The 22,406-nt window shown below is 65.3% G+C and carries 24 protein-coding genes and 1 tRNA gene; 14 read left to right on the forward strand and 11 right to left on the reverse strand.

Annotation, left to right across the window (positions count from 1 at the left end):
- Positions 1–210 precede the first annotated feature (210 nt).
- Positions 211–2,406, forward strand: a complete 2,196-nt coding sequence (locus BRSPCE3_RS15230; protein WP_244066671.1) for a tetratricopeptide repeat protein — start codon at positions 211–213, stop codon at positions 2,404–2,406.
- A 15-nt stretch (positions 2,407–2,421) separates the two neighbouring features.
- On the opposite strand, the gene BRSPCE3_RS15235 is transcribed toward BRSPCE3_RS15230, so the two are convergent.
- On the reverse strand, positions 2,422–2,586 hold the full coding sequence (locus BRSPCE3_RS15235; RefSeq protein WP_244066672.1) for a hypothetical protein: 165 nt from the start codon (positions 2,584–2,586) through the stop codon (positions 2,422–2,424).
- 112 nt (positions 2,587–2,698) lie between these two features.
- On the opposite strand from BRSPCE3_RS15235, the gene BRSPCE3_RS15240 reads away from it, so the two are divergent.
- The 10 genes from BRSPCE3_RS15240 (at position 2,699) to gspM (ending at position 13,075) form a co-directional block, all read left to right on the forward strand.
- Positions 2,699–4,957 carry a tetratricopeptide repeat protein gene (locus tag BRSPCE3_RS15240; RefSeq protein ID WP_244066673.1) on the forward strand — a complete coding sequence of 753 codons (2,259 nt, stop codon included), beginning with the start codon at positions 2,699–2,701 and terminating at the stop codon, positions 4,955–4,957.
- Positions 4,958–5,226: 269 nt separating this feature from the next.
- Positions 5,227–5,859: an RNA polymerase sigma factor gene (locus tag BRSPCE3_RS15245; RefSeq protein ID WP_244066674.1), complete on the forward strand. Its 633-nt coding sequence runs from the start codon at positions 5,227–5,229 to the stop codon at positions 5,857–5,859.
- A 98-nt stretch (positions 5,860–5,957) separates the two neighbouring features.
- Complete coding sequence (locus tag BRSPCE3_RS15250) at positions 5,958–7,673, forward strand: GspE/PulE family protein (RefSeq protein WP_244066675.1); 1,716 nt, start codon at positions 5,958–5,960, stop codon at positions 7,671–7,673.
- Positions 7,674–7,680: 7 nt separating this feature from the next.
- Complete coding sequence (locus BRSPCE3_RS15255) at positions 7,681–8,886, forward strand: type II secretion system F family protein (protein ID WP_244066676.1); 1,206 nt, start codon at positions 7,681–7,683, stop codon at positions 8,884–8,886.
- A 9-nt stretch (positions 8,887–8,895) separates the two neighbouring features.
- A complete protein-coding gene (locus BRSPCE3_RS15260) occupies positions 8,896–9,345 on the forward strand; it encodes a prepilin-type N-terminal cleavage/methylation domain-containing protein (protein ID WP_244066677.1) in 450 nt (149 codons plus the stop codon).
- Positions 9,317–9,784, forward strand: coding sequence for a type II secretion system protein (locus BRSPCE3_RS15265; RefSeq protein ID WP_244066678.1), 468 nt, complete (start codon positions 9,317–9,319; stop codon positions 9,782–9,784). Before BRSPCE3_RS15260 ends, BRSPCE3_RS15265 begins: the two co-directional genes overlap by 29 nt.
- Positions 9,781–10,512 carry a type II secretion system protein J gene (locus BRSPCE3_RS15270; RefSeq protein ID WP_244066679.1) on the forward strand — a complete coding sequence of 244 codons (732 nt, stop codon included), beginning with the start codon at positions 9,781–9,783 and terminating at the stop codon, positions 10,510–10,512. Before BRSPCE3_RS15265 ends, BRSPCE3_RS15270 begins: the two co-directional genes overlap by 4 nt.
- A complete protein-coding gene (locus tag BRSPCE3_RS15275) occupies positions 10,509–11,450 on the forward strand; it encodes a general secretion pathway protein GspK (protein ID WP_244066680.1) in 942 nt (313 codons plus the stop codon). The genes BRSPCE3_RS15270 and BRSPCE3_RS15275 overlap by 4 nt, the downstream gene beginning before the upstream one ends.
- On the forward strand, positions 11,450–12,505 hold the full coding sequence (locus BRSPCE3_RS15280) for a PilN domain-containing protein (RefSeq protein ID WP_244066681.1): 1,056 nt from the start codon (positions 11,450–11,452) through the stop codon (positions 12,503–12,505). Before BRSPCE3_RS15275 ends, BRSPCE3_RS15280 begins: the two co-directional genes overlap by 1 nt.
- Positions 12,506–12,508: 3 nt before the next feature.
- On the forward strand, positions 12,509–13,075 hold the full coding sequence (gspM, locus tag BRSPCE3_RS15285) for a type II secretion system protein GspM (protein ID WP_244066682.1): 567 nt from the start codon (positions 12,509–12,511) through the stop codon (positions 13,073–13,075).
- A gap of 38 nt (positions 13,076–13,113) precedes the next feature.
- On the opposite strand, the gene BRSPCE3_RS15290 is transcribed toward gspM, so the two are convergent.
- Entirely contained in the window at positions 13,114–14,061 is a 948-nt protein-coding gene (locus BRSPCE3_RS15290; protein ID WP_244066683.1) for a UDP-glucuronic acid decarboxylase family protein, read from the reverse strand.
- A 1-nt stretch (position 14,062) separates the two neighbouring features.
- Positions 14,063–14,452, reverse strand: coding sequence for a hypothetical protein (locus BRSPCE3_RS15295; protein ID WP_244066684.1), 390 nt, complete (start codon positions 14,450–14,452; stop codon positions 14,063–14,065).
- A 271-nt stretch (positions 14,453–14,723) separates the two neighbouring features.
- On the opposite strand from BRSPCE3_RS15295, the gene BRSPCE3_RS15300 reads away from it, so the two are divergent.
- A complete protein-coding gene (locus BRSPCE3_RS15300) occupies positions 14,724–14,963 on the forward strand; it encodes a hypothetical protein (protein ID WP_244066685.1) in 240 nt (79 codons plus the stop codon).
- Positions 14,964–15,128: 165 nt separating this feature from the next.
- Here BRSPCE3_RS15300 and BRSPCE3_RS15305 read toward each other — a convergent pair.
- Positions 15,129–15,203 (reverse strand) — tRNA-Gln (locus tag BRSPCE3_RS15305).
- Positions 15,204–15,422: 219 nt separating this feature from the next.
- Between BRSPCE3_RS15305 and BRSPCE3_RS15310 the strand changes: the two genes are divergently transcribed.
- The gene (locus tag BRSPCE3_RS15310; protein ID WP_244066686.1) at positions 15,423–17,201 is read left to right on the forward strand and encodes an acyl-CoA dehydrogenase; all 1,779 of its coding nucleotides are present in this window, start codon (positions 15,423–15,425) and stop codon (positions 17,199–17,201) included.
- A gap of 284 nt (positions 17,202–17,485) precedes the next feature.
- Here BRSPCE3_RS15310 and BRSPCE3_RS15315 read toward each other — a convergent pair whose 3' ends face one another.
- The 7 genes from BRSPCE3_RS15315 to BRSPCE3_RS15345 all read right to left on the reverse strand — a co-directional run bounded on the left by BRSPCE3_RS15315 (position 17,486) and on the right by BRSPCE3_RS15345 (position 21,324).
- A complete protein-coding gene (locus BRSPCE3_RS15315) occupies positions 17,486–17,737 on the reverse strand; it encodes a hypothetical protein (RefSeq protein ID WP_244066687.1) in 252 nt (83 codons plus the stop codon).
- A 35-nt stretch (positions 17,738–17,772) separates the two neighbouring features.
- Entirely contained in the window at positions 17,773–18,066 is a 294-nt protein-coding gene (rpsU, locus tag BRSPCE3_RS15320) for a 30S ribosomal protein S21 (RefSeq protein WP_244066688.1), read from the reverse strand.
- A gap of 478 nt (positions 18,067–18,544) precedes the next feature.
- Positions 18,545–18,907: a DUF6894 family protein gene (locus tag BRSPCE3_RS15325; protein ID WP_309296303.1), complete on the reverse strand. Its 363-nt coding sequence runs from the start codon at positions 18,905–18,907 to the stop codon at positions 18,545–18,547.
- A 43-nt stretch (positions 18,908–18,950) separates the two neighbouring features.
- A complete protein-coding gene (locus tag BRSPCE3_RS15330) occupies positions 18,951–19,196 on the reverse strand; it encodes a hypothetical protein (protein WP_244066689.1) in 246 nt (81 codons plus the stop codon).
- A gap of 102 nt (positions 19,197–19,298) precedes the next feature.
- Entirely contained in the window at positions 19,299–19,508 is a 210-nt protein-coding gene (locus BRSPCE3_RS15335; protein WP_194455938.1) for a cold-shock protein, read from the reverse strand.
- Positions 19,509–19,885: 377 nt separating this feature from the next.
- Positions 19,886–20,578: a VOC family protein gene (locus BRSPCE3_RS15340; protein WP_244066690.1), complete on the reverse strand. Its 693-nt coding sequence runs from the start codon at positions 20,576–20,578 to the stop codon at positions 19,886–19,888.
- Between the two features lie 80 nt (positions 20,579–20,658).
- Positions 20,659–21,324 (reverse strand): hypothetical protein, encoded by a 666-nt coding sequence (locus tag BRSPCE3_RS15345; protein WP_244066691.1) that lies wholly within the window; start codon positions 21,322–21,324, stop codon positions 20,659–20,661.
- Positions 21,325–21,497: 173 nt separating this feature from the next.
- Here BRSPCE3_RS15345 and BRSPCE3_RS15350 point away from each other — a divergent pair, with 173 nt between their 5' ends.
- On the forward strand, positions 21,498–22,388 hold the full coding sequence (locus BRSPCE3_RS15350) for a LysR family transcriptional regulator (RefSeq protein ID WP_244066692.1): 891 nt from the start codon (positions 21,498–21,500) through the stop codon (positions 22,386–22,388).
- Positions 22,389–22,406 lie beyond the last annotated feature (18 nt).

The following is a 22,406-nucleotide window of genomic DNA, read 5'->3' on the forward strand; positions in this document are numbered from 1 at the left end:
ATGTCTCCGCCGCCGATGATTGACTTCACGTCTGTTAGACAATTCGACGATCGGCTTAGCGCAGCGATTATTTTCAGTCAGTCTCCGAAAAATATCTTGGCAATACATGACGCGATGCTCTATGGACTCTCCATCAGATGGCTCGCTGTCTGATCGCAAAATATCTCTAGAGCAATCTCCGCGGGCTTTCATTCAAGCGAGGCCTCCCACATGGAAGACAACTCGAGCGGGCGACTTGCGATTCGTGTGGGGCATGGCGGCCATGCAATTTTGGCGCGCCCGCAGATTGGCGGCAGCTATCCATCAACCGACCTGAAGCGAGCGCAGGCGCTGCATCAGGAGGGCGTCGCGCACGCGCGGCAGGATCGCTGGCGCCCGGCGCTGCGCGCGTTCAACGAAGCCGCGCGGCTCGCGCCCGACCAGTCCGGCTTCAATTATTGCAAGGGCGTCGCGCTGTGCCGGTTCGATCGCTTCGACGACGCGCGCGAGGCGTTTGCCGCGGAACTCAGGGTGACGCCGACCCATGCACCGGCACTGGCCGAGATCGGCACCTGCCTCGCCCGGACCGGGCGCACCCGCGACGGTATTCCCTATCTCCAGGATGGATTGCGTCTGCTGCCGAACATGCCGCTGGCGCAATTCAGTCTCGGCCTTGCGCTGCTGACCGAGAACCGGCGCAGCGAAGCGCTGGTGGCGCTGGACAAGGCGATCGAGCTCGATGCCGGATACGGCGAAGCCTATCGCACCCGCGGCCTCGCCTATGTGATGGACGGACAGTTCGACAAGGCGGTCGATGATCTCCGCGCTGCCTCGACCATCGACAGCGACAATTACAAGGCGATCATCGAGCTCGGCATGAATTTCGGCATCGCCGCGCGGGATCAGCAGGCGGCGCGGCTGTTCGAGATCGCTGCCGACGGCGCGCCGACCGTCGCGCTGCCGCAATATCTCTACGGCCACTTCCTGATCAATCATCGCGCCTACGAGCGCGGGCTGGTTTACGTCGACCGTGCGATCGCGATCGATCCGCTGCAGGCCGAGCATCATGTCGGCCGCGGCTTCGGATTGCTCGGACAGGGCCGCATCGAGGAGGCCGTCGCAGCCTATCGGCGCGCCGGCGAGCTCGATCCCGGCAGCGCAGCGATCGCCGGAACCGTGCTGTTCGCGCTTCAGCACAAACCGGGCGTGACGCGTGACGAATTGCTGCGCGAGCATAAGCGATGGGCGACACTCTACCGGCCTAGCGCGCCGCTCAACCGCTTCGAATTCCCCAACATACCCGATCCGGCGCGCAAGCCGCGGCTTGGCCTGGTGTCGGCGGACCTGCACCGGCATGCCGTCTCGTTCCTGGTGCTGCGCGCCTTCGAGGGCCTCGCAGCGCTCGGCTACGAGATCTTCTGCTACAAGACCGACAGCAAGCGGCAGGACGACGATTTCAGCGAACGCTACAAGGACATCTCGTTGTCCTGGCGCGACGTATCCGGGGTCGACGACGCGGCGCTGGCGCGGCAGATTGCCGAGGATCGCGTCGACGTGCTGTTCGATCTCGCCGGTCACACCGCCGGCAACCGCCTCTCGCTGTTCGCGACGCGCGCAGCGCCGATCCAGCTCAGCTGGGCCGGCTATGTCGGCACGGTCGGGCTCGATACCTATGACGGGCTGATCGCCGATCCCGTGGAGATTCCGCCGGAGCACGACGCGAGCTATGTCGAGCGCCCGATCCGCCTGCCCGACTGCTATGTCTGCTATCACCCGCCGGCGAAAGCTCCCGAGGTGCCGCAGCTGCCAAGCCTCGGCGGCGGCCGCTTCACCTTCGGCTGCTTCAATCGCCCGGCGAAGCTCAACAGCGAGCTCGGCAAGGCATGGGCGCGCATTCTCGAGCAGGTGCCGGATTCGCGCATCCTGATGGTCTATGGCGGTCTCGGCGAGACCAGCACGCGTGACGCCGTCTATAACGTGCTCGGCCAGGGCGGCGTCCCGCGCGAGCGCGTCGAGCTGGTCGGCGAAACCGAGCAGGACAAACTGCTCGTCGCCTATGGCGAGGTCGATCTCGCGCTCGATCCGTTCCCCTATTCCGCCGGCGTCACGACGCTGGAGGCGATGTGGATGGGCGTTCCGACCGTGACCTTCGTCGGCGATACCTTCGCCGGCCGTCACTCGGCGACCCACCTCACCGCGGCCGGACTGGGCAGCTTCTGCGCGCACAGCATCGACGACTACGTCGCCATGGCCGTCGGCTTGACGCAGCGGCGCGACGAGCTCGCCGAGTTGCGCCGCGGCCTGCGCGACCGTGTCGCCGCCTCTCCGCTCTGCGACGCACCGCGCTTCGCCGACAATCTCTCGCACGAATTGATGAAGCTCTGGGCGGAGTGGTGCGCCGCCCGCACGACGAACGCAGCGGCCTGACCGCCGCCGGATTGGTCAAAGCGTACCCGGCCGCGATATCGCCAGCGATAGGCAGGCCGACAGTAAGGGTGCATCGATGTCGAAGGCAGAGATCAGCGAAGCGCAGGCGATGCGTGCGGGACTAGCGATGCTGAACCAGGCTTCGTCCGAGCGCCGCGCGGAATTCATCCAGACCGTCATGGACCGCGCCCTCGCACTGTTTCGCGACGGTCAGCTCGACAGCGCCGACGTGTTGCTCGAGACCATGCAGGATGAACCTCTGGTGCGGCCGCACGTGCTGCACGTCCGCGGCGTGATCGCGCTGCAGCGGGAAGAGGATGAACGGGCGCTGGAACTGATCGAGGAGGCGATCCGGCTCAATCCCGCCGACGGTGAGGCGCACGGCAATCTCGGGGTCCTGCTGCTCAAGGGCCGCCAGTATCCGCAGGCGCTGGCCGCCTACACGGCTGCGCTGACGCTGCGGCCGGACAATGCGCCCGCCCAGCTTGGCCTCGCCCGCGCGCTGGCGATGCTCGAGCTGAGCGATTTTGCCGACGACGTGTTTCGCGACCTGATCGCAAGCGCTCCCGACTATATTGATGCGATCGTCGATTTTGGCTGGTTGCTGAGCGACACCAATCGACACGACGTCGGCGTCGCGCTACTGCGTGATGCGCTGCTGCGCTATCCGATGCGCGCGGAGCTGCGCACCGTGCTTGCCGTCTGCCTGTTCGGCATCGGCGACTGGTCCGCGGCCTGGGCGGAGTATGAGGGACGGTTGTCGGATCCGCGCGTCAACAAGCACCTGATCCCGACCGACCGGCCGCGTTGGCAGGGCGAGGATCTCGCCGGCCGAACCATCCTGCTGCAATCCGAGCAGGGTTTTGGCGACACAATCCAGTTCGTGCGCTATGCGCCGATGGTGAAAGCGCGCGGCGGCCGCGTCATCCTGCGGACGCCGCAAGTGCTGACGTCCTTGATGAAAACCGCTTGCGGCATCGATGATGTCATCAGCGACGAGGAGACCGTGCCGGCATTCGACGTGCAGGTCCCGCTGCTATCTTTGCCGCTGATCTTCGATACCCAGGTCGATACGGTGCCAGAGGCAGTTCCCTATCTCGCTCCCGATCCGGATCTGGTCGCGCGGTGGCGCGAGCGGCTTCATGAGCAATTTGGCCAGCGTCTTGAAAATTCCGCCCGCGGCATGACGGTCGGCCTGGTCTGGCAGGGCAATCCCGGTCATCTCAACGACCAGCGCCGCTCGATCCGGCTCGATCTGCTGAGTCCCCTGCTCGGTTGTCCGGGCGTGCGGTTTGTCAGCCTGCAGATCGGCCGCGGGCGTGAGCAGCTCGCCGACTTCGACCATCGTATCTTCGATGCCGGCGCGCATATCGACGCCGCATCGTTTGCCGACGCGGCGGCACTCATCGGCAATCTCGATCTCGTCGTCTCGATCGACAGTGCCATCGCGCATCTGGCCGGTGCGATGGGCAAGCCGGTCTGGATCCTGCTTGCCAATGGCAGCGACTGGCGCTGGCTACGCGATCGCAACGACACACCGTGGTATCCGCGCGTCCGGCTGTTCCGGCAAACAACACCGGGCGATTGGGTAGAGGTGATCGGGCGGCTGAACTCCGAGCTCAGGTCCCTCGCCGGCGCTTCCACTGATTTGCCGGCCGAGCAGTTCAGCGATCCCATCATGACCTCGACGCGCGGCATGACGGTGCCACAACAGGAGAATGACGCGTTGACCTGCGACGCGCTGTTCGTCGAGGCATGCCGCCAGCACGGTGCAGGCAAGCTGGACCGCGCGCGGCGACTGTTCGAGCACGTGCTTTCGCTCGATCACGGACACGTCAATACGTTGTGCAATCTCGGTGCGATCGAGCTCGGCCTCGGCCATCATGAACGCGCCAACACGCTTCTGCACGCCGCGGTAACGGCGGCGCCCGATCTGGCGCCGGCACGCATCGCGCTCGCCGACGCGTTGCTCGCCACGCACAGGACGGAGCAAGCGGTCGCTCAATACCGCAGGGCGATCGAGCTCGCACCATTGAGCGTCGATGCTCACGCGGCGTACGCAAATGCGCTGCGAAAGCTGGCCAATCTCGAGCAGGCGAGCGGCATGCATGCCGATATGTTGAAGCGCCAACTTCATCAGCATTACCGCAAGGCGCTGGAACTCGCGCCTGCCAGTGACGCACTGCATGCACAATATGCACTTGCGCTGTCCGAGCTCGGCGACCTCGACAATGCCATGCTGCACTTCCTGGCGGCGACAAGGATCAACCAGCGGCAGTCTTCGGAATTTTACGAAGCGCTTGGGCGCGCCTGTGCTGTCCGCGGCAATTCGCAGGGCGCCGAAATCAGCCTGAAGCATGCGGTCGCGCTCGATCCGTACCGCGTGACCGCCCATTGTGCGCTTGGCGATCTCTATCTGCTGCTCGAGCGTCACAACGATGCTTCGGCAAGTTTTCGTGAAGCGCAGGCTCTCGACGCGGAAAGTGCTGCGGCATTGCATGGGATTGAGCGGGTGCAGGCGGCGCAGCAGAGCGCAGCCGTCAACGGATGATTGTGACATGCGTGCGGTTGCCGGCGATCAGAGGCATGGTTGCACCGGACTTGGCGCCGCGCGGGCGCCGTGCGGTCGCGCAATCCTCGCTGCGCGCAGCGCGGCACGCTCGTCGCGTGTTCCCTGCGCAGATCAATTCTGCATCATCGACTGCGGTCAGACGTGTCGCGACATGAGCACTCGTTGTGGTTTCATTTCCATGTCACCAAGCGCCGCTAGAAGTGTCGCGACCGAATTGAAGCGCTGCGGTTGGGGATGGGGCCCCTGCAATGAGCGACACCAATCGAACGGCGTTGCTCGCGCTCCTCGTCACAAGCTACGACGATCTCAAGCAACGTTTGACGCGACGAACCGGATCGGCGGATCTCGCCGACGAGGCCTTGCAGGATACCTTTCTGCGTCTCAGCAAGGCCGACGGCATTGGACCGGTCCGCGATTTGCCTGCCTATCTGTTCCGCGTCGCGATGAGCGCCATCAGCAACCGGCGCGTCGCCGAGCGGCGGCGGCGCACGGTGCCGCAAGCAGATGCGCTGTTCGATCTGCCGGACGACACTCCCGGCCCGGACCGCATCATCGAGGCGCGATCCGAGATCAATGCGCTTCGGCGCGCCATCCAGGAGCTGCCGACCCGTCGCCGCGAGATCTTCATGGCGATATGCGTTGAAGAAATCCCGTTGCAGCAGGTCGCCAAGCGGTTCGGCGTCAGCGTCCGCACCGTGCAGGTCGAGATCAAGCAGGCGCTGGTGCATTGCGCAGTGTGTATCGACCGGAACGCGCAGATGTCGAGGGTGGCGTTTCGGCGCCGAGCTGCATTCAGCGAGCGGGACCGTGCCGCGCTGCTTTCGACGGGCGAGAGCGACACGGTGCTTGGCCGGCAATTACCGTTAGGCGGCAGCAGGTGACGTGCGATGGCAGGCCAGCGTCCATCAGCATCTGCCAGCGCGAACGCTGGGTGGCATAGTCGGCCGGCTGTGCAGGCCGGTTCAACCGGAGTGGCGCAATGCTAGCGCATGAAACGAATGCGCCCGCAACACCTACCGCACCGCCGGTCGACTTCATGACGTATCTCGCCGGCAAGGGCGTATTGCGCGACGGTCAGAAGGACGACACGGCGGGTCGTGCACGCAACGGCGACGGCTCAGCCGGCCACGTCGACTGGAGCGCCGTCACCAAGCTGACGCCCTCGGCGCTGGCCGACGAGCTCGCCAGCTTCTACCGCTGCGATCGGGTCCGTCGCGACGATCTGGTGGACGGACGCTTTGCCGGCGGCGAGATGTCGATCCGGTTCCTCAAGGAGGAACGCCTGTTTCCCTATGAGAGCGCGACCGGCACGTTGCGTCTCGCACTGGCTTCCCCAATCGACGATGAAACGTTGCGTGCGGTGGAGCTCATGCTGCGCCGGCCGGTCGCGCTGGCGGCAGCCACCGCCGACGATCTGGAAGCCGCGTTGTCGCTGCGCCTCGAGCCGGACCAGGCGAGCGATGCGCCGCTGGCCGGAACGGCCGCCGGCGAGGACGACCTTGACAATCTGCGTGACCTCGCGCGCGGCGCACCGGTGGTGCGAGCACTCGACGACCTGCTGCGCCTCGCCGTCGAGCAGCGTGCGACCGACCTGCATATCGAGCCTGCCGGCAATGTGCTGCAGGTTCGGTTGCGAGTCGACGGCATGCTGAAGAACGTTCCGGCACCACCGATGGCGATGGCCAAGGGCATCCTGTCGCGCCTCAAGATCATGGCCGGGCTCAACATCACCGAGCGCCGCCTGGCACAGGATGGACGTGCGCACATCCTGGTCGGCGGCAACGAGATCGATCTGCGCGTCGCCACCATGCCGACGATGCACGGCGAATGCGCCGTCATCCGGCTGCTGCGCAAGGGAGCCGGCCTGGTCTCGCTCGACCAGATCGGCCTCAGCGCGCATCATGAGGCGGTGCTGCGCAGGGCGTTGCTCGCGCCGTATGGCATGGTCATCGTCACCGGCCCAACCGGATCCGGCAAGACGACGACGCTTGCCGCATCGCTTGCGGTGATCAACGAGCCGACCCGCAAGATCCTGACCATCGAGGATCCGGTCGAGTACCAGATTCCGGGTATCACCCAGACCCAGGTGCATCCGGGTATCGGGCTGACCTTCGCATCGGCGCTGCGCTCGTTCATGCGGCTCGACCCCGACGTCATCATGGTCGGCGAAATGCGCGATTCCGAGACCGCCCATATCGGGGTGCATGCCGCGCTGACCGGCCATCTGGTGCTGACGACGCTACACACCAACACCGCCGCGGGCGCCGTCACGCGCCTGATCGACATGGGGATCGAGAGCTTCCTGCTGGCGTCGTGTGCGCGGGTGATCGTGGCGCAGCGCCTGGTCCGGATCCTGTGCGACCATTGCAAGGAACGTTACACGCTGTCGGCGGCGGACATCGCGGCGGACGAACGCTATTCGGCGCTCGGCATCGAGGCCGGCGAAGTGGTCTGTCGGCCCAAAGGCTGCGACTGGTGCGGCAACACCGGATTCCGCGGCCGCAAGGGGGTGTTCGAGATCATGGAGATCGGTGCGACGCTGCGACGCTCGATCGGCCCGAAGACCGATGCCTCCGACCTCGAAGCCGTCGCCCGGCGCGCCGGCATGATTTCGATGACCGAGGACGGCGTCGCGAAACTGCGCGCCGGACAGACCACGCTCGACGAAATCTTCCGACTGACCATGAGCCTGTAGGAAGGTCATGCCGCACTACCGCTACCGCGCGTTGACCAAGGCCGGCGAGATCATTCTCGGCGATGTCGATGCGCCATCGCGCGAGGAGGTCCTGCGGCGTATCGAGTATCTCGGCCACCTGCCGGTCGAAGCCGAGGTCGCCGGCCGCACCGCGCTGCGCGCCGGAAGTTCGGGCGGAAGCTTGCCCCGGCAGCGCGAACTGACCACCTTCCTGCGCCTGCTCGCCCTGCTGCTCCGCTCGGGGCTGACGCTGGAAGCTGCGCTGCAGACGCTGGAAGAAGACACCAACAAGGCGGTGGCCCGCTTTGCCGGCGGGCTGCGCTCCGCGGTCTCCGGCGGCGACGGTTTCGCCGAGGCACTGGAGCGCCACAACCAGGTCATCGAACCGATCTACATCGCGATGGTGCGCGCCGGCGAAGCGTCCGGCAAGCTGGAAGTGGTCTTGCGCGCGATCGTCGAGGACCGGACGCGGCGCGAGCAGCTGTCGCAACGGATCTCGGGGGCGGTTCGCTACCCGATGTTTCTGGTCGGCTCGGCGGTCGTCATCCTGTTCTTCTTCCTGCTCTATGTCGTGCCGCAGTTCGAGTCCGTGTTCGCGGAGCTGCGCGGACGGCTCAATTCCGGCGCGGCCTTTGCGCTCACGATGTCGACCTGGTTGCGCGCCCATCTCGACAGCTTCCTTGGCGGCTGCGGCGCGGTGCTGCTGCTCGGCTGGCTGATCCTGCGCCAGCCTTCCGCGCGCGCATCGCTGATCGCGGTGCTCGCGACCATCCCCGGCGTGTCCGGCCCGATGAGCGATCGCCGCACCGCCCGCTTCATCGGCACGCTCGGGCTGTTGGTCGAGAACGGGGTCGCGTTGCCGACCGCACTGAAGATCCTGCGCGATATCATGACCGAACCGCGCTACGCGGCGGCGGTGGAGCAGGTGCACGAACAGGTGCGCAACGGTCGCCGCTTCATCGAGGCGTTGGCCGATAGCGACCTGGTGCCACCGCTTGCGGTCCGCATGCTGCGGGTCGGCGACGAGACCGGCGATCTGTCGGCGATCGCACAGCACGCCGCCGACCTCTATGAGCAACGGCTCGCGATCGGCCTCGACCGGCTGATGGGCGCGATCGGCCCGATCACCATCATCGTCGTCAGCATCGGCATCGGAACGTTGATCGTGTCGATCATGAGCGCGCTGCTCAGCATCACCGAGCTTGCGATGTAGGGATGACCGATGGCGCGAACGACGATTACCGGCTCGGCTGCGGGCTCCACCCTGATCGAGATGATGGCGGTGATGCTGATCATCGCGATGCTGGCGTCGCTGGTGGTGGCGACGGTTCCCGGCACGGGACGCAGCAAGCTGAAGGCTTTGGCGCTGCAGACCGCCGCGCTGCTGCGCCGCGAGCGGCTTGCCGCGATCCTCACCGGGCAGAGCCGCCTTGTGTCGCTCGACGGAAATGCGCGAACGATCGTCGGGCAAGGCGGAACGATCGCAGTTCCCCGCGACGTCATGATCGATGTCACGGGTGTGGACGAATTCTGGTCGGGACGCCGGGCGGTCGTGCGGTTCGAGCCGGACGGCGCTTCAACCGGCGCGGTGTTGAAATTCTCGTGGGAGAATGTGCGCTATGAGGTGGACGTCAACTGGTATAATGGCCGCGTTGCAGTCGACCTGCCCTGACCCTCGCGATGCACGTGCCGGCTTCACGCTGATCGAGGCACTGGTGGCAATGGCGTTGCTGTTGGGATTCGTCTCCGTGCTCGGCCCGCATCTGTTTTACGCGCGCCGCATCGCCGACAGGATCGACGGCCGCGTCGCGGCACAGGTGCTCTTGCGCACACTGCTCGATGCGCCGATCGACCGCGCGATCCTCGCAAACGGCACGCGCGACGGCGAGACCGCCGGGCTGCGCTGGTCGGTCACGTCGGAGCCCATGTTCGTCGATGCCATGGTGGCGCGACGGGACGCTGCGGCCGGCGCCGCGGCGGACAAGAAGCAGGAACCCGCCGCCAAACGCCCGAACTGGATCGCCTACCATCTTGTCGCAACGGTGTCGTGGGCACCCGGACAGAGGGTCAGCGCGGACACGCTGCGGCTCGGGCTCGGAGCCGACGAATGACCGCAACGCTACGATCGGGCAGCCGTGCCGGCTTCACGCTGATCGAGGTACTTGCGGCGCTCGCCATCGGCTCCGCGGTGATTGCCGCAACCGCGGCGCTGGTCAACAATGTCGCGCTGAATTTCGACCGCAGGACAGGCCTGGTCGGAAAGACCGATCAGTTGCTGCTCGCGGTCGACCGCCTCGCGGCGGACATCGGGTCCGCGCGGCAGGTCAAGCAGGGTGACGGTGCCGAAGCTGCGGCCGCCTTCAATGGCGATGCGAACCAGCTGACGTTGGTCACCGGCAGCGGCGCAGGTGGCGGCCAAACCGAGGAGATCGTCAGCCTGCAGGTCGAGGAGACCGATGGCATCAACCGATTGGTCCGGCGCCGGGCCCGATGGCATGGACCACGCTCGCCGTTCGCGAGCGCCACGCTGCACGACCCGGTCCGGGTGATCGAGGGCCAGGTCGACATCGCCTTTGCGTTCGCAAGTCCTGGTCCTGACGGGACCATGTCCTGGAGCACGACATGGACCGGACAGCAGCTGCTGCCGCGGCTGGTGCGGTTGACCATCCGGGACCGCGCCAGCGGCGCCGATCTCCTGCCCGGCGTTGAGTTCGCGCTGCACGCCGACGCGCCGATCGGATGCGCCCAGCCCGGCGCCAGCGCCGAATGCGTCACCGGCAAGTCCGCGTCGCCGAAGGAGACGCCGGCGAAGGACGCGTCGGCCGGAGCACGCCGATGACGAGCCGGCACAGCCAACGCGGGATGGTGCTGCTCGCCGTGCTGTGGGCGATCGCGCTGTGCGCCGTCCTCGCCATGGCGACGTCGACGACGTTTCGCAGCCTCGCCGGCATCGTCCGGATCCACCGGGATCGCGTGCAAGCCGACGGACTCCTGAGCGCGGGGCTCGAGGCCGCCGCCGGCATCGTCGCGGCACTGCGCGATGCGCCGCTCACCGAGCGCAGCACCACGCTGACTTTCGCAACCGGGTCCGTGCAACTCACCGTCAGCGACGAAGGCGGCCGCATCGACATCGGAAGGGCCCCGGTCGAATTGCTGATCTCCCTGCTTCGCTCTGTCGGAGCCGATGATGACGATGCCGGCATCGTGGCGCAACGGATCGTCGCGCTTCGCGACACCGCCGCGCAAGCGCAACCGAACGATGCGCAGGCGCAGCCGAACGATGCAGCGAAGCCGCCAGCGGCGGGCAAGCCTGAGCAACCGGCCGCCACGCCCACTCCTGCACCGTTCACCGATATCGGGCAGATCGCCGATGTTCCGGGCATGCAGCCGCAATGGATGGCGGCGATGGCGCCCCTGATCACCGTGTTCGGCAGCGACAGCGTCAATCCGCTCACCGCGCCGGTCGCGGTGCTGCGGGCCTTGCCGTCCTTCGATACCGAGCGGATCGACGCCTTTCTCGATACGCGAAGCTCGCCGTTCGTCGATCCCGACCGCCTCGGCTTCCTGCTCGGAGCGGCGCAAAAATACCTCAAGGTCCAGCAGACTCATGTGGTCGCGGTGGACCTCGTCGCCGGCACGACCGACGGATACACCGCGGCGGCCAAGGCGTTCATCGTGCTGCTCCCCGAGGACAAGCAGCCGTATCGGGTTCTCGCCTGGACGCCGGTGTCGCGGTTCGCGAGGACAGGCGCTGTCGTATCGCTGGAGGCACGCTGATGAACATCGAAATGATGATGCGGCGCTGGATCGATATCCTTGCCCGGCTGTGGCTCGGCTGGCAGGAGCTGCGGCGCGCCCGGCAGTGGGTGCGGATCAGCCGAGACGGCGGCCAATGGGTGTTTGAGGACGCGAGGAATTCGGCGCGGTTCAGCTTCACAGCCGGGCCTGCGGGCAACGCGCTCCCGGACGAGATCCTGCGCGCCGCGCAAAAGTCGTTCGTCATTCTGGAGCTCCCCGCCGGTGATGTGGTCTCGCGCGCGATGAGCGTTCCCGCGCAGGCGCGAGACCTGCTCGCCGGTATCGTGCGCAATCAGATCGAGCGGCTGTTTCCGTGGCGGGCGAGCCAGGCGGCCTATGGCTTCAATGTGGCGACCGGCGAGGATCCGAATATCCTCAACGTGCAGGTCCTCGCGACCTCTCGTGTGACGCTCGACGCGGTGTGCGGCGAACTCGGCGCACGGGGACTCCGGGTCGATCGTGTCGTTGCCGGCAAGGGCGGTGACGGCGCGACGCCGCCGATCACATTGTGGTCGCGCCTCGCCGACGCGACCGACGCCAACCTTTCATGGACACGCCGGATGATCGGCGGCCTGATCGTCGCGGCGGTCTGCCTGACGCTGGCGCTGAACATCTGGGCTTTCATGGCCGCGGCGTCCGCGGACGGCGAAAGCGACGAGATCGGATCGCGCGTTGCGACGTTGCAGCGTCAGATCAGGGGCAGCACGTCGAAAGAGGCGATCGCCTCGCTCGCGCCGGCGGAGCGGGCACGCGCCCTGAAGGAGACGTCGCCGGTTGCGGTGGTCGTGGTCGAGGCGCTGTCGCGCGCCCTCCCCGAGACGTCCTACCTGACGGAACTGAACATGGACGGTCCGACGCTGCGCATCGTCGGCCTCGCCGGCGACGCGCCGGCGCTGATCGCACCGCTCGAACGCTCCGGGCACTTCAAGGACGTGCATTTCTTCGCCCCGACGACACGCAACGCCGACGGCGGGCGCTTCGTGTTCCACATCGAGGCACGCGTCGAGCCGCATGTCAGGATCGATGGAGAGTAGATCGTGCTGAAGCTCAATTTCAATTTTGACATCAAGCGCGAGCAAGTCCTCGCGGTGGGCGGCTTCGGTACGCTGCTACTGATCTGCGCGATTGCGATCGCGGGGGCGTTGCAGACGCGGGCCAATGCCCTGCAGCATCTCGTCGAACAGCGCGACCAGCTGGCCGCACTCGAGGCGCATGCGCGACCAGCCGCAAACAGGCGCGCGCAAACCCAACGCCTCGCGGCGCCGGCGGCCGCGTTCCTGGATGCGCCGACCAGCGGCCTCGCCACCGCGCAGCTCCAGGCTTACCTCGCCGAACTGGTGGCGAACCAGCACGCGATCCTGATCTCGTCCGGGATTCCCGCCGATCGCGACGACAAAAGCGACGCGATCCGGCTTCAGATCTCCCTGAACGCCACGCTCGCCGCGTTGCAGACGCTGCTCTATCGGCTGGAAAGCGGCGCGCCCTATGTATTCGTCGACGCATTGCTGGTGCAACCGGGCGGATCGACCGAGCGAGCAGCCGGCGACCCTGTCCTGAAGGTCAATCTGACAGTGCGCGCGTTCTGGCGCCGCCGGACGGCGTGAACGATCGCAACCGCGTTGGTCGGCCAATTCAGAGGATGCTATTCGGCCGCGGCTCGCAAATGGCCACGGAAATAGTCAATCGTTCGCTCCAGGCCCGCGCGCAGCTCAAGGGTCGGCTCCCAGCCGAGCACCGCGCGCGCCAGCGAAATGTCCGGCTGCCTTTGCCGCGGATCGTCGGACGGCAACGGTTCGAACACCAGCTTGCTGCGTGACCCGGTCATCGCAATGACCTGCTCGGCCAGCTCGCGGATGGTGAACTCCCTGGGATTGCCGATATTGATCGGCCCCGTGAAATCGTTCGGCGTGTTCATGGTCCGGATCATCGCCTCGATCAGATCGTCGACGTAGCAGAAGCTGCGGGTCTGGCGGCCATCGCCATAGATGGTGATGTCGTTGCCGCCGAGCGCCTGGACGATGAAATTCGACACCACGCGGCCGTCGTTCGGATGCATGCGGGGACCATAGGTGTTGAAGATCCGCACGACCTTGATCCGCAGGCCGTGCTGGCGCCAGTAATCGAAGAACAGCGTCTCGGCGCAGCGCTTGCCTTCGTCATAGCAGGAGCGCAACCCGATCGGGTTGACGTGTCCCCAGTAGGATTCGACCTGCGGATGGATTTCCGGATCGCCATAGACCTCCGAGGTCGAGGCCTGCAGGATCTTCGCCTTCACGCGCTTGGCAAGTCCCAGCATGTTGATGGCGCCGTGCACGCTGGTCTTGGTCGTCTGCACCGGATCGAACTGGTAGTGGATCGGCGATGCCGGGCACGCCAGATTGTAGATCTGGTCCACCTCGACATAGAGCGGAAACGTCACATCGTGGCGCATGATCTCGAAGCGGGGATTGCCGATCAGATGCGCAATATTGGCCCTGCTGCCGGTGAAATAGTTGTCGACGCAGAGCACATCATGGCCCTGCGCGACCAGCCGCTCACACAGATGCGAACCAAGAAATCCGGCTCCGCCGGTCACCAGCACCTTTGCCACGTCACTCTCTCTTGATGTCCGAGCTTGAAGCCGGTTGCCAGACCCACGGTTGCCGGCGCGCGGGAACATAGCCCGCGACATGCGAGCAATCGCCGCTCTGCGAACCGAACACCGTCCACTGCGTGACCTTCCAGACTTCGTTGCGGCGAAGCGACGCCCCGGCGAGGACGCAATTGTTCCAGGGCGCGACGACGAACTGAATGTCGTAGCAGCCCGGCGCGATGCGCGAGACGGTGTGAAATCGCGAAGGCGGCAACGCGCCGGCAAACTGGTCCGGCCCCCACTGCCCTGCCCCACATGGCGAGATGTAGAGATGCTGCAGCGGCGTGTTCGACGCGTTGACGATGGTGAATTCAGCGGCATCAGCAGCAGACGCGAGCATCGCCGCCATCGCCGTCACAACGAGTTGTCGATTACATAGGCGATGCATGGGAGGCGTACGCACTGCGGACATTCATTGCAGCTGCCGCGTGGCAGACAATGGACGTTAGCATCGCGCCATTGCAGTTTTGTGGCGTTTCCCGTTGTAATTGTCTCGTCCGCACTGCGTGACGCGAATGACTGCGCAGCGCTGCGCCTTCGTTGCGCGCCATTCGGCCGCACTCGCATTCTGCGTTGCGTGATGTGAGCTGATGCGACTTCGCGCAAGCTGAGCGCACGCGATGAACTACGACGATTCACGTTGCTCTAACGTGCAGAAATTTCTCCGCGCGTGGATTGGATTCAGTTCAACATCCGGAGATCTCGAATCCGAGAACCCCGTCGTGACGGCGCGAGCAATCCGCAGACGCGCCGCGATGTCGTCCGACCACGACCGACCGCACAGCGCACATGATCGCCAACGCATCGCCGAGCAACCGGGCCGGCGGTTGTGGTGTCCAGCCAATCCCGGCCAGATTTGAACGCCGCTCAATTCCGCGCCAGACCGCGACTCGGCGCCTGCCGTCCATGACAACCAACACGGCACGGAATTCCTAGATCAACGGCCAGATCCCCTTACCCGAATGCGGGTGGAAGCCCGGTCCGGGACGGATAAGTTTCTACATTTAAATCAATGGCTTGGTTGCTGGCTGGGGCGGGAGGGATCGAACCTCCGAATGGCGGAATCAAAATCCGCTGCCTTACCGCTTGGCTACGCCCCAACGTGCCGATTGAAGGCCACGCCGGTCTATAGGGTGAGTCCCGCCATTTCAACAGGGCGGCGATCGAAAAGGCACGAAAGCCGCAGGATGATGAAGGTGACATTATTATAGGCCGGCGCGGCGGTGGCCGAAACTGACCGCGCGATGTCCGCTCGGACAGTTGAGAGGCCGCCGGTTTCATGGGATGACAATTCCAAACGCCTCCCCGGGAGTAACGCCATGACCTACCGTGCGCCGATCAACGATATCTTGCTGTCCCTCAATCATGGTGCGGGGCTCGCTGCCGCTGTTGAGGCCGGCCATTACGGCGATTTCGACGGCGATATTACCGCCGCGGTTCTGGAAGAAGCCGGCAAGTTCGCGTCCGATGTGCTGGCGCCGCTCAACAAGGTCGGCGACGAGCACGGCATCAAGCTCGACAACGGCAAGGTGACGACCGCGCCGGGCTGGCCCGATGCCTATCAGCGCTGGACCGCCGCCGGATGGAACGCGGTGTCGGGTCCGGAAGCGTTCGGCGGCCAGGGCCTGCCGCTCGCGATCAACGCCGCCTGCACCGAGATCTGGAGCGCGTCGAATGTCGCGTTCGGCCTCTGCCCCTTGCTGACGCTGTCCGCGATCGAGGCGCTCGACGCCCATGGCAACGACGAGCTGAAAAAGATCTATCTCGAGAAGCTCGTCACCGGCGAGTGGACCGGCACGATGCAGCTCACCGAGCCCAATGCCGGCTCCGACGTCGGCGCGCTGCGCACCCGCGCGGAACGCGCAGGAGACGGCACCTACCGCATCAAGGGCACCAAGATCTTCATCACCTACGGCGAGCACGACATGACCGACAACATCGTGCACTTCGTGCTCGCACGATTGCCCGATGCGCCTGCCGGCACCAAGGGAATCTCGCTGTTTCTCGTCCCCAAATTCCTGGTCAATGCCGACGGCTCGCTCGGCGCGCGCAACGACATCCATGCAAGCGGCGTCGAGCACAAGCTCGGCATGCACGCTTCGCCGACCTGCACCATGACCATGGGAGACAAGGGCGGCGCGATCGGCTTCCTGATCGGCGAGGAAAACCAGGGCATGCGCTGCATGTTCACGATGATGAACCAGGCCCGGCTCGGCGTCGGCCTCGAGGGCGTCGGCGTTGCCGACCGCGCCTATCAGCAGGCGCTGGCCTATGCGCAGGAGCGCAAGCAGGGCAAGGCGATCGGCCACAAGAGCGACGGCATGGATCCGATCATCGTGCATCCCGACGTCAAGCGCATGCTGATGCAGATGCGCAGCATGACGGCGGCGGCACGCACGATCTGCTATGCCACCGCGGTCGCGCTCGACGTCTCGGTGCGCGCCAAGGACGCCAAGGTCCGCGCCGATGCGGCCGCCCGCGGCGCGCTGCTGACCCCGATCGCCAAGGCGTTCTCCACCGACATCGGCAACGAGGTCGCCTATCTCGGGGTCCAGGTCCATGGCGGCATGGGCTTTATCGAGGAGACCGGCGCCGCGCAGCACTATCGCGACGCTCGCATCACCTCGATCTATGAGGGCACCAACGGTATCCAGTCGATCGACCTCGTCACCCGCAAGCTCGGCGCCAATGGCGGCGCCTCGGTGTGGGCGCTGCTCGACGAGCTCGCCGCAACCATCAAGCAGATCGAGGCCTCCAACGATCCGGCCTTCGGCACGACCGGCGCAAAACTGCGCGATGCCCATGCCGCGCTCGAACGCAGCAGCAAATGGCTGCTCGAGCGACTGGCCTCGGCACCGAACGAGGCGCTGGCCGGCGCGACGCCCTATCTGCGGCTGTTCGGCGCCACGCTCGGCGGCTGCATGCTGGCCGGCGAGGCGCTGGCCGCCAAGGCGAACGGCGAAGCCGAGCCGCAGCGCTATGTCGCGCTGGCGCGCTTCTTCGCCGAGAACGTCGCCGTGCAGGGGCCGTCGCTGGAGAAGACGGTGACGGAGAGCGCCGAGGCGGTGACCGGCGCCGACGCGGTGTTGGCGGGGTAGGCCTCGCAATCTCGCCCAGGCACAGGCGGAACTCATCGTTGTCGTCCTGGCGAAAGCCAGGACCCATAGACACCGCATTTAATCGTGAACGAGATCGTGGCCCCGGCGTCGCGCAACAATGCACATTTGGGGTAATGGGTCCTGGCTTTCGCCAGGACGACGGCGAGTACGCCGCGCTGCCGGTGGATCATACCTTCGCGTTCGAGTGATCCGATTAATCCGAGCTTTTTGCATTCTCGTTCCGCCCTGCCGTGAGCGGAGGGCGCAGGGAAGCCGGAGGCCGATCAACGATCCTTGCGCGACGCGCGGAACTCCCTGGGACCATCCAGCAAATCACGCTTGCGGGCAGACTGATCGATCTGGCTTGCCGAACGATCTGCCATCGTATTGATGGCCGCGCCGGCCAGGTTCTGCGCGCGTTGCCGCCGCTTCTCGCCCCTTGACCGAACATCGCGATCCTGGACTTGCCGACGACAGATTTCATCGGAGAGACGTTCCTGGAGGCATCCGTTGCCTCGATAAGGTCGCTGCTTCATCTTGCTCGCTCCCTCCAACAGGATTGCGGGACGGACTAACGCTCCGGCGCGCCGTTTGTTCGCGTCGGCGATTGCCCCGCTGCCGTGGCTCTTGGCGCCAGTTTGGGCTTCCTCGGCGGAGCTGCAATCAATCCCTCGCGGATCGCCTGCTTGCGGGCAAGCTTGCGCGCTCGCCGCACTGCTTCGGCCTTCTCCCGAATCCTCTTTTCCGACGGCTTCTCGAACGATCTGCGGCGCTTCATCTCTCTAAAGACGCCCTCGCGCTGCAACCGCTTCTTCAGAACGCGCAGTGCCTGGTCGATGTTGTTGTCCCTGACGAGAACCTGCAATGGATCACCTCTCTCGCGCTACAACGCACGTTGAATGAACAATACGAGCGCCCGCTCTATCACCGAGACGGCGGGCCGCACTGCCGTTCCAGTACATCCGTGAAACGGCAGCCGATCATCGACGTGACGAAACTGCAGCCGCAGTGCACCGAGCACACGTTCGCCGCCATCCGACGATGTCTTTGGAAAAGGGTCCATTGGGACCGATCTACAAGGCGCAAGGCCAGTCGATTCAACAAACCTATGCACTGATCTCAGCTATGCAAGGCGCAATCGCCAGTTCCGGGATTTGCCTCTCACGGTTCAGGCGCGTTCGAAATCGGAGCCCGAAGACGACAGCGGCCAGCCGAAACGAGCGCGTGAGCGGTTCCTCGCGCGTGCGCAATGCCTTGAATCGATATCATTGTTGAGCAGCAAATTCGAACCGCCTGACGCAGAGTGCCGCGCTGCCGGGTCAACGGGTGGCCGCGCAACCGGACTAGCCATTCGACCGGAGAATGCGCCACGCGATGCCAACCTCGAGGATCGGCCCGTTGTGGTCCCGGACTTCGACCGCAGCCCGATCAAGATTTTGACCGCGAACGGAATCGCGGATCATGTCGGCCAGAGCGCGCGCGGCCTCCTCTTGAACCGCCGCGAGATCGGGCATCTCCAGGCCTTCCTCGTCGATCGCCAAGCCGCAGCCATCACGCAGATCGAAATAATAGCGCGCCATCGCCACGATAAGATGGCCCGGCTCTCGATCGTTCCTGCCCAGGTTGCGAAATGTGGCGGCGAGATCCAATGCGGACGGACGGCGCGAGCCGCCCGGGTGAGACGGCCTCGTCGTGACGGTCGCCAAATAGACCGCCTCAGCGGCGTGATCGAGGACGTGCGTGCGCGGCCTAGCGCACGATACGCTTGATCCGCTTGCTCCTCTTGGCAGCCGGCGCCGAGGGTGCCGGGCCAACCTGTGCCGCCGCGGCATCGCGTGTCTCACGGAGAGCCCGTAGCCGCTCCATGTTCTTGCGCACGGCGATTGCATCGCGCTCGATTTCCGCGATCGCCTGCGCACCGGACTCGGCGGCAAGCCGCCGGCGCTCGGCTTTGGCCAGACGCTCAGCAGAAAGTTCTTCCGTCGTCTTGGCCATCGGCGAATGAGCCCTTCAAGCGCAGCGAACCCGCCCAACCCATCACGGGATCGAGCGGGGCGCAACTGTCATCCCAGTACATCCGTGGAATGACAGGGCGGCTCAGGCCAGACGAAGATCTTCGGCGCTGGTCTTGCCACGCATCTTGTCGGTCTTGAGCTCAAACGACAGCTTCTGGCCTTCGGCGAGACCGCCAAGTCCGGCCCGCTCGACAGCGCTGATATGAACGAACACGTCCTTGCTGCCGTCATCAGGCTGAATGAAACCAAAACCCTTCTGGCCGTTGAACCACTTCACAGTACCTGTGGGCATTTCTCTTCTCCAAAGCGGACGCACGTCTATTCGCGCTGGGCTCCGCGTCATCTTTCAACCGACGATGTTCTTTGGAAAAGGGCCGCTTTGACCATTCAACAAGGCACAACGGCAAATCGAACGCAATAAGTATACACACTTTTCCCGCGAGGGCAAGTTCAGCGGGATCGGCCATCAACCGATCGACGTTACGGGCTCGACGTGTTGGAACCTTGGCGCGACCCGGATCAACGACATGGAACTCGGCCAGATCTCGCCAAGCGCAAATCGCGCACGCGCTTGACCGTCACCCGCTCCAGACTCGATGTTTCGGTTTGCGCCGGCGGCCCGTCTCGCAAAGCGGCGTGCCCGGCCTCGGCAACGCGGATACATGCCGCCTAGTGCTCGGACAGGCTGCCGACGATCGATGCGCGGCGGGACAGTTCGATCCAGTTGCCGTCGGGATCGAGGATCATCGAAATCCTTGCGACCTCGCCGAGCGTCACCGGCGCGAGACCCTCGCGCACACCCTTGCCGCGCAGCTCCGCGTGCACCGCGTCGATATCGGCGACCTGCAGCGTGATGTAGCGCCAGCCCCGCGCGCCCCGAACCGGATCGACGGTCGCGGCACGATCTTCCCTGAGCAGGATCAGGCTGTCGCCGAGGCGAAAGGCCGGACCGTCCGACCATGATTGCTCGGCGAAGCCGAGAATGTCGCCGTAGAATTGGCGATGCGCGGCGAGGTCGCGGACGGCCATCGCGACGCCAATCTGAGTAATGCCGTCATGTCCCGGCGGCACCAGGCAAACGCTGTTGCCGTCGGGATCGGCCATGCGCTGCGGCGCCTCAATGCCCTCGCGTGCAATGATCAGCTCGCGATAGCCGCTCGGCGCCGCGTCCGGCAGCGGCTCGACATGATGGTTGAGCTTGATGACCGAACCGTGCGCGTCGTGCCGGTACTGTTTCTGGCCGCGGCGGATCGGCTGCACGTGATCGAAGCGCAGCCCGGCGTCATGCTGCCAGAACCGCAGCATCGGCTCGAGATTGCTCGAGGACAGGCCGATGTCGATCACGTTCTTTGCGAGTTGCATCTGCTGCCGACCTTGGACGAAGTGCCCGCGAGGGGCCGGATTAGCTATGCAAGGATCGGCTCATCGCGCAAGCACCACGATTACTTCCGCACCAGCGGGATCTGCAGATTGGTCGGCCGGTTCTGCTCGGTATCGAAGCCGCGCCCGTCGACATTGCGGGCGCCCCAGAACAGCAGGTCGCCCCTGAGATAGACGAGGTCGTATTCCATGAAGTTGGTGCCTTCCTTCAGCGCGAAGGGCGCGAAGGATTTGCCGAAGATGCTCTGCGGCGCATCGACCGCCCACGGCGCGTAGCCGGCGGAAGCGACCTTGTTGAGGACATCGGCAAAGCCCTGCGCCAACGGCGTCACCTCATAGGCCTCATCGGCGATGAAATCGACCTTCTGCGCGCCCGGCGCGATCGGATGCACGCCCTGCCACTGCATGTGCCCGACGATCCTGATCCGCGCCAGCGGCACCTTGCCGTAGGGATCGGCCGAGTTGACGACCACAAGCTCGAACCGGTCGGAGGACTGATAGGTGAAGGCGCGCTTCAGATAGAATGGCTTGATCGAGCCGTCCGGATTCTTGCTCGGCCGGATCTCGGGCGCGATGCTTTCCCAGCTTCCGGCGAGTGCCTGCTTGATCGTCGCGACATCCGTATCCATGGCGCTTGCCCTCGTTTGATTGCCGGATTGCGCCGCAGCACCGCTGAGCCCCGTCAGCACCAGCGACGACAACAGCAATGCTGCAAGGCTCATCCGCATGCGCAGGCTCCGGCTTGGCTTCGCACGGGTCCTCTGCCTGCGAGGCAGAGCCCGCAATGGGAACACGGCCTGCTATAGAGAGCGCTGGCCGGCTTGAAAAAGACTTTGTAGGCTGGCCCCATGCCTGCCGGACATGACCGCGGCAGTTGGGAATTTGCGATCGGGAGACGGTGATGGAGCTCCGGCATCTGCGCTATTTCGTTGCCGTGGCCGACGCCGGCAGCCTGACGGTTGCCGCCGAGCAGAAGCTGCATACCTCGCAGCCCTCACTCAGCCGGCAGATCCGCGATCTCGAACAGGAAGTCGGCGTGCAGCTGCTGAACCGCGGCGCGCAGGGCATCGCGCTGACTGCGGCGGGCAAGGCGTTTCTCGACCATGCCCGCATGGCGCTGCTGGAGGCGGAGGCCGCCAAGGAAGCCGCGCTGCGTGCGGCGCAGCCGCCGAAGCCTGTCTTCACGCTTGGATTCCTGTCCGGCGCAGAAATCGATCTGCTGCCGGAGGTGAACCGCATCCTGCGCGATGAATTTCCCGGCATCGATATCCGCCTGTCGAGCGATTACTCGCCGTTGCTGGCCAAGGCCCTGATGCGGCGCAAGCTCGATGCCGCCTTCATGCGGGCGGACGACAACATGGCGGACCTGGCTTGCAGGCGCGTGCGCACCGATCCACTGGTGTTCGTATTTCCGAGCAACCACCGCCTGGCGGCGCAGGCTGCCATCGCGCCGGAGGACATCGCGGGCGAGACCTTCTACCTGCCGTCGAAATCCGCACCGGCGGTGCGCCGTGTCGTGCTGGACTATTTCAGCCGCGCCGGCATCGATCTCAGGCCGGAGCACGAGGTGCATAACGTCGTGCACGCGATCTCGATGATCACCTCGACCCATGCCGTGATGCTGCTGCCGGCCTACACGGCGCACTATCTGCCCGATACGATCACCACCCGCCCGGTGCGGGGCGAGGCGCCGACGCTCGACCTCGTGCTCGCCTACCACACGGCCAACAAATCCCCGATCCTGAAGCTGTTGCTGTCGCGGGTCGGTCGGTTGGCCGCGGTGCCGGCCTGAAAACGATCAGTGAGGACC

It is taken from the genome of Bradyrhizobium sp. Ce-3, from assembly GCF_022835695.1.
Taxonomy (GTDB): domain Bacteria; phylum Pseudomonadota; class Alphaproteobacteria; order Rhizobiales; family Xanthobacteraceae; genus Bradyrhizobium.